Origin of the sequence: Frateuria defendens (genome assembly GCF_001182895.1) — a bacterium.
Classification (GTDB): Bacteria; Pseudomonadota; Gammaproteobacteria; order Xanthomonadales; family Rhodanobacteraceae; genus Frateuria_B; species Frateuria_B defendens.
In genome coordinates this window covers 1-9,417 of sequence record NZ_LFQR01000161.1, presented here as the reverse complement: position 1 = coordinate 9,417, position 9,417 = coordinate 1, and the positions used below count along the sequence as shown (strand labels likewise).

Here is a 9,417-nt window from a genome sequence, read left to right as displayed (position 1 = left end):
CCTCTCCCCGGCGGGGAGAGGGAGAAGAGCGCCCGGCCTCGGGCGGCGAGCGGAAAAGCGTGGCCTCAGTTGTCCTGGAACACCCCGTCCACGTAATACCACCGCCCGTATTCGCGCACGAACTGGCTGATCTCGTGCATGCGTTGCGCCTTGCCGCCGCCGTAGCGCAGGCGCACCACGAACTCCACCAGCGCCTGGTCGCCGGCGCTCACGTGGCGCTTCACGCTCAGGCCCAGCCAGGTCGGGTGCGGGCGCTGCGCGGCCAGGTTGAGGTTGGTGGGGCGCGTGCTGGCGTGCCAGGTGGCGAGCAGGTAGTCCTCCCGCTTGAGCACGTAGGCGCTATAGCGCGAGCGCATCAGCGCCTCCGCGTCGGCCGCGGCGTGGCCGTCGTGCAGCGGCTTGCAGCAACGGTCGTAGCCGTCGCGGTTGCCGCAGGGGCAGGGCGTGAGGGTGTCGATGGATTCCACGGGAGCGGGGCGGGACGGCGCGTCGGACAGGCATCATCCTCGCCCACTCGCTGGCGCAATGCAAAAAAGCGCCCTGCGGCGGGAGTGCGCCACCGGCCGGCGCCACCCTGCCGGAAGTCATGGCCGTCATGCCGCGCGCATGCCGTAAAGTCGAAGCGCTGCACGGAGTGCACGCGCCGTTTCTTTTTCCTGAGGATGCCATCCGGCTGGCCGCGGCAACGGCCCGGCCGACGAGGAGTCTTTGTCATGCGTATCGGCCTTACCCTGCTTTCCCTCGCGGTGACCGCGGCCCTGGCCGCCGGCGGCGCCCACGCGCAGACCGCGCCGCTCACGCCGGACATCCCGGCCAAGTTCGACGCGCCCACGAGCGCCAACGACTACGTCAAGCGCGAGGTGATGATCCCGATGCGCGACGGCGTGAAGCTGCACACCGTGATCGTGATCCCCAAGGGCGCCCGGCACGCGCCGATCCTGCTCACCCGCACGCCCTACAACGCCAGCGGCCGCGCCGAGCGCTACGTCTCCCCGCACATGCTCGACACCCTGCCGCAGGGCGACGAGGTGTTCGTGCGCGGCGGCTACATCCGGGTCTTCCAGGACGTGCGCGGCAAGTACGGCTCCGGGGGCGACTACGTGATGACGCGCCCGCTGCGCGGCCCGCTCAACGCCAGCGAGGTGGACCACTCCACCGACGCCTACGACACCATCGACTGGCTGGTGAAGCACACGCCCGAGTCCAACGGCAAGGTCGGCATGCTCGGCTCCTCCTACGAGGGCTTCACCGTGGTGATGGCGCTGATCCACCCGCACCCCGCGCTCAAGGTGGCCGCGCCCGAGAGCCCGATGGTGGACGGCTGGATGGGCGACGACTGGTTCCACTACGGCGCCTTCCGCCAGACCAACTTCGACTACATCCGCGGCCAGACCGCGCAGAAGGGCAAGGGCGAGGCCGTGCCGCGGGACGGCTACGACGACTACGCCAACTTCCTCGCAGCCGGCAGCGCCGGCGACTACGCGCGCGCCAACGGCCTCGAGCAGCTCGCCTTCTGGCGCAAGCTCGACGAGCACCCGGCCTACGACGCCTTCTGGCAGGGCCAGGCGCTGGACAGGATCATGGCCCAGCAGCCGCTCAAGGTGCCCACCATGTGGCTGCAGGGCCTGTGGGACCAGGAAGACATGTGGGGCGCCATCCACAGCTACGAAGCCACCGAGCCCAAGGACGCCAGCAACACCCGGAACTTCCTGGTGATGGGCCCGTGGCGGCACAGCCAGGTCAACTACGACGGCACCGCGCTCGGCCCCATGCAGTGGGACGGCGACACCGCGCTGCAATTCCGCCGCGACGTGCTCAAGCCCTTCTTCGACCAGTACCTGGTGGACGGCGCGCTCAAGGCCGATACGCCGCCGGTCTTCATCTACAACACCGGCGAGAACCACTGGGATCGCTACCAGAGCTGGCCGCTCAGCTGCGAGAGCGGCTGCGCCGCCAAGCCGCAGCCGCTGTACCTGGAGGCCGGCGGCAAGCTCTCCTTCGCCGCGCCCAAGGCGGAGGACGCAAAGTACGACGAATACGTCTCCGACCCCGCCAAGCCCGTGCCCTACCAGCCGCGCCCGGTGCACTTCGCCGACCACGAGGCCTGGACGCGCTGGCTGCTCAACGACCAGCGGTTCGTGGATGGACGTCCAGATGTCCTCACCTTCGTCAGCGAGCCGCTGACCCGCCCGCTGCACCTGGGCGGCGCGCCCGAGGTCAACCTCGTCGCCGCCACCAGCGGCAGCGACAGCGACTGGGCGGTAAAGCTGATCGACGTCTACCCCGACTCGGTGCCGTCCCACCCGGCCATGGGCGGCTACGAGCTGCCCATCTCGCTCGACATCTTCCGCGGCCGCTACCGCGAAAGCTTCGAGCACCCCCAGGCCATCACGCCGAATGCACCGCTGGCCTACCGCTTCGGCCTGCCCACCGTGAACCACGTGTTCCAGCCCGGCCACCGCATCATGGTGCAGGTGCAATCCACCCTGTTCCCGCTCTACGACCGCAACCCGCAGACCTTCGTGCCCAACATCTTCGACGCGAAGCCGGCGGATTACGTGAAGGCCACGCAGCGGGTGTATCACGCGCCGGGGCAGGCGAGCTTCATCAGTTTGCCGGTGGTGGAGGGGCGCTGAGGCGGGCCGCAATGGATGGAGCCCGGCGTATCTGGCCGGGCTCCATCCATTCGGCGCGGCTGCGCGGCATGGTGCGCGCCAGCGGGTGCAGCGTCAGGGGTATGAGCGGGTTCCGAGCGGCTGGTGCAGGTGCTGCTTCCGCCTCACGGCTGCGCCCAGGCGCCAGGCCCGCTGCGAGACAGCAGCACACGGAACCAGGCCCGTAATCGCGCCAGAGGCACTTGGGCAAGGAGCACCAGCGCGACACCTGCCCAGGGCGTCAACGCCATATGCCTGTGCGCCACCATGGCGCTGCCTAGCGTTTCGCCTAACGTGATGCCCAGGTTGAATGCAGAGATGTTCAGGCCCGAGGCGAAGTCCACGGCCTTGGGCGTGTAGCGTTCGGCCGTGGCGAGCATGCCGGCTTGGCAGGCCGGCGACATGCCAAAAGCCAGCGCTCCCCATGCGAACAACAACCCAACCGTGGGGAGCCGATAGCTCATCAGCAGCGCAAAGGCGGCAAGCGTGGCGGACAGCAGCAGGAAGATGCGCCGCAAAACGCTCTGCCAGCCCAGGCTGGCCGCCCCCGCGCCCCCCATAAGATTGCCGACCAGGGTCGCTGCGCCGAACACGACCAACAACAGGCTGGCGGTGCTCGGTTCAAAGCCGGTGATGCCGGTGAGAATGGGCGCAATGAAGGTGAAAGCGGCAAAGCTGGCGCCGAATCCCAGCACGGTGACGGCCATCATCGTCAGGATCGCCGGATGGATCAGCGCGGCCAATTGCGTCGACGCCTTGCCGGCCGGCGGCATGGACACCTGCGGAAGCCACCGCGCAGTAGCCACCCAGGCCAGTGCGGCCAGTGCCGCCACCGCGTAGAACGGCAACCGCCATCCAAGGTTGTTTCCGATCAGGCTTCCCAAGGGAACGCCGATCACCATGGCCAGCGTGAGGCCGGCGAACATGGTGGCAATGGCCTTGCTTGCCTGCCCTTGAGGCGCAAGGCGTGCGGCCACCGTCGCACCGATGGCAAAGAAGCTGCCATGCGCAACCGCGGTCACGATGCGCGCCACCAGCAGCATGGCGTAACTGTTGGACAACGCGGCAAGCACGTTGCCGGCCAGGAAGACCGACACCAGCCCGAGCAGCAACGGCTTGCGTGGCACGCGCGCCAGGGCCAGTACGGTGACCGGGGTTCCCACCGCCAATGCCAAGGCATATAGGCCAACCAGTCCGCCCGCACGCGCCAATGACACGTCGAGGTCTTTTGAGATGGCGGGCAGCACCCCGACCACGATGAACTCTGTCACGCCAATGGCGAATGCGGTGACGGCCAGCGCCCAGATGCCGGGGTGAGTACGTTGCGGGTTTCGACTCACGGCCGCCCCGCCGCCTTCAGCGCAATGGCCTGGTCTGCTTCGACGGTAGCGCCGGCGACGCCTACGGCCCCGATGACCTTGCCATCGCGGTCGTGCAGCACGATGCCGCCGCCAAAACTGATCAATCCGCCATTCGTCGCTTCAAGCGTATAGATCGGGCCGCCCGGCTGCGCGCCGGCACCTAGCTTGTCGCTGTCGGTACGAAACAGTGCCGCCGTGCGCGCTTTCTTGTGCGACACATCAATGGCGCCGGGGATCGTATTGTCCATGCGGAGAAATCCGTTCAGCAGGCCGGCGTCGTCGACCACGCTGACACATATGGACAAGCCCCGCTCGCTCGCCTCGGCCTGCGCGCGCTGAATAATCTGTTGAGAGAGGGCTTCAAACATCCGAAGAATCCTGAAGAAATTAAGTGACTTGTAAATCGCTGTGACAATGAAGTAAATCGACTAAGCGATTACCTGATTGGCGTCGAATCTCAGTTGCCCCACCGTCATTCCGGCGCAAGCCGGAACCCAGTGCCTTGCTCGCCATTCCACGGCGCTGGATGACCCGCTTCGCTGTTGGGAAGCGCCTCCAGCTTGCGCCGGGATGACGAGTGGAGCGAGGACGCCCGCTGAGAGTCGACGCTAATCAGGAGCGATTATTGACACGAGGCCCGAGGTCAACTGCCTCATAAAGCAAGGCTTCGCGCCCTGAGTCGATCCCATCGAAATAACGCAGTGCCTGGCTGCGGCTTCAAGGAATTCGGCTGATTGTTCCTTGCAGGCGGTAGAAATCCATTTTTGGCGTGGTGAAGAAGGTATTGGACGTGTTTCCCGAAAAGTCGTCGTGGTGGACGACGGTCGATTTGTCGTTCTCTTGCCAGGAAATCAGGAACGCATCGTTGCCGACCGCTTGCCACTCGAAAGCCACTTCCGCCGTGGCCCCCTTGTAGGGCCCTTCCGTGATTTCGTATCGAAGGGTTTTCCCATCTTCCGAATAGGCGTTGATGGCAGCCAGTTCTTCCCCGTAGGAGACAAGAAAAGTCTCGCCGGCATGAGGAAAAACAGGGAGGGATGTAGTCATCGTGATTTCCTTGAATGGTCGATTTGATGCATTGCACGGGACAAGGCGCGCCGCGCGGCGGTGCTTCATGGACTTGAACGATCGCCAGAGAAACCGGCGCGTTGAGTAGCCGTGGACGGGCTTTGTCACTGTATGAACTTGTCGAAATCGGCACAATGACCATAAAATTCATGCTATGAAAACCACAGGTTTCGAATCATGGACCAACTGAAGAGCATGGAGGTCTTTGCCTACGTGGTCGAAACGGGAAGCTTCAGCGCGGCCGCCAAGCAGATGCATATTTCCGCGCCCATGGTGGGCAAGCACATCCGCTTCCTGGAAGAACACTTGTCGGTGCGCTTGCTCACGAAGACGACGCGCCGGCAGCAGGTGACCGAGGTAGGCCAGCAGTATTACGAGCACTGCAAGTCCGTGCTGGGCGAGGTCGCCGCCGTGGAGGCGCGCCTCGAAGTGCTGGGGTCGACACCCAGGGGCTTGTTGAGAGTGAATGCGCCGGTGACTTTCGGCTCGCTGTGCCTCGCCCCGGCCTTGGCGTCATTCCTCGAGCAGTATCCAAACATCCAGGTCGATCTGGCACTGAGCGATCGCGTCACCGATCTGGTCGCCAATGGCTACGATGCGGTCATTCGCATCGGTGAAGTGGCGGACCTGTCGTTGACAGCCAGGCCGATGCAGCCCTACCGCATGGTGCTGTGCGCGTCACCCGCATTCCTCGAAAAGGCCGGATGGCCCCGAACGCCGGAAGACCTGAAGCAGACACAGTGCCTGAATTTTTCGCTCTGGAACTACCAGCGGGACTGGGGGCTGGCCAACATCGCGACGGGCCTGCCGCCCGGGCGATTCCGATCCAACAGCGGACAGGCTCTGCGCATGATCGCGCTGGAAGGTGCCGGCGTCATTCTTCAACCCGAACTGCTGCTCAAGGACGACTTGGAACAAGGCAGGCTGGTGCCGGTATTGGAAGCCTTTGCGCCGCCGGTGATGCCGATGAGCCTGCTTTATGTCCGTGGCCATCACATGGCTCCCAAGCTCCGGGCGTTCATCGATTTTGTCCTCGGTCGCTTCGGCGCCGAAGGGCATGAACTGCATGGACGGTCGAGCAGTGACCGCTCCGGGAATGGGCACGCCAGCCGTCCCTAGCAGGGCGAACCAAGCCCTTTTCTTCCAGGCGCAGCGCGGGGGAGCAACCAAGGGTTTGCGGTGCCGGGCCATGATGGCGCATCGGCTGGCCCGGACGATCCTGGCGCCATGGGTGCTCCAGTGGGCGTGGAGCGCCGCGGTGCCCTCAGCCGGCAAAGTGCCCAGGAGAGCGGCCACGCTGAATCCGCCCGTCCGTCAAGGGTTGCCAGCCCCACCCCCATCGCCGAACATGGCGCCCCGCTGACGCCCCCGCATCATGGACGCCACCCCACCGCTGCACGACTACCTGCGCGACGGCATCGTCGCCGCCGACCTTCCCGACCTGCACGCGCTGATGGGCGCGCGCGAGTTGCTGCGCGCGTTCTCCACGCTGTTCCACGGCGGCGAGGAGAGCGTGATGGTGCGGCTGCTGGTGCTGCGCACGCTCGGCGAGCGCGGCGCGGCGCCGGACTGGGCGCCGCAGGAGCTGCGCGACCAGTTCGCCTACCTCGACGCGGTGAAGTTCGACACCGTGCTCGGCCGCCTGCGCGAGCACGGCCTCCTGCTGTGGGACGGCGCCAGCCAGCGCTACCGCATCAGCCCGGTGGGCCGGCAGGCGCTGGCGGCCATCGGCATGCTGTTGCAGTTCAACCAGGAGGGCGACGAGCTGGCCTACGTCACCGCGCAGCTCGCCGCCGGGCAGGCGGTGGGGCGCGTGCGTGCGGGTGATCTGCAGCACCTGCTCTCGCGCCTCAACGAGCTGCGCGAGGATTTCGACCAGGCCGTGCTGAGCGGCTCGGAGCATCGCATCGAGCAGGCGGCGGAGACGCTGCAATCGGTGTGGCGCTGGGTGGAGAAGGGCACCGAGATCGTGCGCGCCATCGCCGCCGACGGCGAGCTGGACGCGGCCACCCACCGCGTGGCCCAGCAGGTGGGCCGCGCGCAGAGCGCCATGCTGCGGCAGGCCTCGGTGTTCCAGCGCGCGCTCAACCAGCTCGACCGCCACCGCGTGCACCTGGGCGAGAGCGGCCTCTCTTCCTCCGACGTCAACCGCTACCTGCGCGCGCAGGGGCCGGCGCTGCTCGCCACGCTCGCCGAAGGCACGCGCGCGCAGACGGTGGCGCCGGCCTTCGCGCTGGCGCCGATCGCGGTGGACGTGGCCGAGTACGAGCTGGTGGAGCGCGAGCGCGAGGCGCAGGAGGACCAGTCCCTGCCGCCCGCGCAGGCCGCGCCGCAGGCGGCGCAGACGCCGGTGGCGGAGAACGACTACCAGCATGCCGAGGCCTGGCTCGAACGCCTCGACGCGTTGCTCGAAGGCGCCACGCTGGCCGAACTGGTGCCGGCGGAGAGCTTCGCGCTCAGCGCCTACCGCCTCTCCCTGCTCGGCCTGATCGGCGACCCCGGTGCGGAGAACCGCCGCGGCGTCAGCGCCGGCCTCGCGCAGCTGCCCTTGCGCTGGCGGGTGAGCCCGGAGTTCGAGCCGGTGGAGCGCTGCGAGGTGGCCTACATGAGCCGCGGGCGGCTGGAACCGGCGGGGGCCGAGGGCGACGATGGCGCGGGCCACGCCGATGCGGGCACGCCCGGCCATGCCGACGCATCCGCCGACTCGCCCACCCCGTCGCCCTCACGCCAGCGCGCCTCCGCCAGCGCCGGATCGCCGCGGCACGCGAAGGCGGCCAGGCGCGCCACGCTTGAGGCCAAGGCGCTGGACGCTCGCGCCGGCGAGGGCGATGAGGCGCACGGCGCCACCGGCGCCGCGTCCGACACCACGTCATCCGATCCGGCCTCGGTTGGCGCGGCTTCCCCATCGCCATCCCCAGGCAAGCGACGATCCAGTGACTCGCCGCCACCACGCCAGCCCAAGCCCGCGAGCGGCACCCAAGCCAAGCCGCGCGATGCCCGCCCACGCGGGCACGACATGCCCGAACCCGGCGACGCCACGGCGCCCGCGACGACCGAACCCGCAGAGACCTCATGACCGACCCCATCGCCACCCTGATCGCGCGCCTGCTGGCCGAACGCTGGCTGCCGCGCGAGGACGAGGCCGTGCGCCGCGTGCTGATCGATGCCGAGCTGCGCGACGACCTCGACCGCCGCCTCGCCGCCGCGGGCTTGCGCCTGCTCGAACACCCCTACGCCGCGCACGTGGCCGTGGGCGTGGCGCGCGCGCAGGAGAACGAGGTGTTCGGCGGCGCCCGCGCCTGGGCCGCCAGCAACCTGCAGCTGGACCGCGACGCGCTGGCCCTGCTGGTGGTGCTGTGGGCGCTGCTGGTGCTGCCCAAGCGCCAGCGCCAGATCGCCCGCCAGGAGCGCGAGAAGGCGCAGGCCCAGTCGCAGATGTTCGCCGAGGCCAAGCCGGTGCCGGTGGGCGCGGAAGTGGTCGAGCCGATCAACGAGCGCACCCTGCTGGCCGACTTCGGCGACAAGCTGGGCGGCAAGACGCGCATCCACCTCAACCTGGGCCTCTTGGCGCGCCAGGGCTTCATCCAGCGCCGCAAGGAGCGCATCCAGGAAGGCCCGCTGCTCGACCTCGCCTTCGACTACGAGCGCATCGCCAGCCGCATCATGGACGGCGCGCTCGCCTTCGTGGTGGCCGAGGCGCGCGCCAACCCGCCGATGGTGGCCGGGCCGGACGACGCGCACGGCGACGCCGTCGGCGAGGCCGATCTGCCGGCGCCGCACGCGGCCGAGGCATCGCCCGCGCACGCCGTGCGCGACGACGAAGCGGCCGACCCCGGATTCCCCGAAGAGCACGACCTGGACGACGCGCCGACCCGCGACGCCGACGAGGAGCACCCCGAGCATGTTTGAGTTCCGCAGCCTGGAAGTGGTGCACTGGGACTACTGGCAGCGGTTCCAGCTGCCGATGGACGCCAACATCATCACCGTGGTGGGCCCCAACGGCTCGGGCAAGACCACCCTGCTCGACGCGCTGCGCACCCTGCTGGCGATCGAGGACCGCGACACCGCGCGCGACTACAAGACCTACCTGCGCCACAACGGCAAGCCCTACGCCTGGCTGCGCGCGGTGGTGAGCAACCCGGCCGATCGCCGCGGCAAGCGCGCCTTCTTCCCCTGCATGGACGAGACGGTGACGCTGGCCTGCCGCATCCGCAAGCGCGGCGGCGACTGGAGCCGCGACTACCAGATCGTGGCCGGCGACGTGCCGGTGGAGGTGCTGGAGCAGGGCGGCGAATGGCTGGGCGTGCGCGACTACCGCGTGCGCCTCGCCGGCG

General features: G+C 68.1%; 9 protein-coding genes. 5 read left to right on the top strand and 4 right to left on the bottom strand.

What is annotated here, in order from left to right; translation table 11 throughout:
• Positions 1 to 65: 65 nt before the first annotated feature.
• Positions 66 to 467: a YchJ family protein gene (locus ACH65_RS17235; protein ID WP_049623865.1), complete on the bottom strand. Its 402-nt coding sequence runs from the start codon at positions 465 to 467 to the stop codon at positions 66 to 68.
• Positions 468 to 713: 246 nt separating this feature from the next.
• Here ACH65_RS17235 and ACH65_RS17230 point away from each other — a divergent pair, with 246 nt between their 5' ends.
• Positions 714 to 2,636 (top strand): CocE/NonD family hydrolase, encoded by a 1,923-nt coding sequence (locus ACH65_RS17230; protein ID WP_082190394.1) that lies wholly within the window; start codon positions 714 to 716, stop codon positions 2,634 to 2,636.
• Positions 2,637 to 2,779: 143 nt separating this feature from the next.
• On the opposite strand, the gene ACH65_RS17225 is transcribed toward ACH65_RS17230, so the two are convergent.
• From ACH65_RS17225 to ACH65_RS19240, 3 genes are all read right to left on the bottom strand, one after another.
• On the bottom strand, positions 2,780 to 3,994 hold the full coding sequence (locus tag ACH65_RS17225; RefSeq protein WP_049623863.1) for an MFS transporter: 1,215 nt from the start codon (positions 3,992 to 3,994) through the stop codon (positions 2,780 to 2,782).
• The gene (locus ACH65_RS17220; protein WP_049623862.1) at positions 3,991 to 4,383 is read right to left on the bottom strand and encodes a GlcG/HbpS family heme-binding protein; all 393 of its coding nucleotides are present in this window, start codon (positions 4,381 to 4,383) and stop codon (positions 3,991 to 3,993) included. Before ACH65_RS17220 ends, ACH65_RS17225 begins: the two co-directional genes overlap by 4 nt.
• A 349-nt stretch (positions 4,384 to 4,732) precedes the next feature.
• Positions 4,733 to 5,062 carry a MoaF-related domain-containing protein gene (locus ACH65_RS19240; protein ID WP_082190393.1) on the bottom strand — a complete coding sequence of 110 codons (330 nt, stop codon included), beginning with the start codon at positions 5,060 to 5,062 and terminating at the stop codon, positions 4,733 to 4,735.
• Positions 5,063 to 5,260: 198 nt separating this feature from the next.
• On the opposite strand from ACH65_RS19240, the gene ACH65_RS17215 reads away from it, so the two are divergent.
• From ACH65_RS17215 to ACH65_RS17200, 4 genes are all read left to right on the top strand, one after another.
• Positions 5,261 to 6,202, top strand: a complete 942-nt coding sequence (locus ACH65_RS17215; protein ID WP_064504904.1) for a LysR family transcriptional regulator — start codon at positions 5,261 to 5,263, stop codon at positions 6,200 to 6,202.
• A 256-nt stretch (positions 6,203 to 6,458) separates the two neighbouring features.
• Positions 6,459 to 8,159, top strand: a complete 1,701-nt coding sequence (locus tag ACH65_RS17210) for a hypothetical protein (protein ID WP_064504903.1) — start codon at positions 6,459 to 6,461, stop codon at positions 8,157 to 8,159.
• Entirely contained in the window at positions 8,156 to 8,992 is an 837-nt protein-coding gene (locus tag ACH65_RS17205; RefSeq protein WP_064504902.1) for a hypothetical protein, read from the top strand. The genes ACH65_RS17210 and ACH65_RS17205 overlap by 4 nt, the downstream gene beginning before the upstream one ends.
• Positions 8,985 to 9,417: ATP-binding protein (locus ACH65_RS17200; RefSeq protein ID WP_049623861.1), on the top strand; the 433-nt coding region annotated here is incomplete at its 3' end. The genes ACH65_RS17205 and ACH65_RS17200, both read left to right, overlap by 8 nt.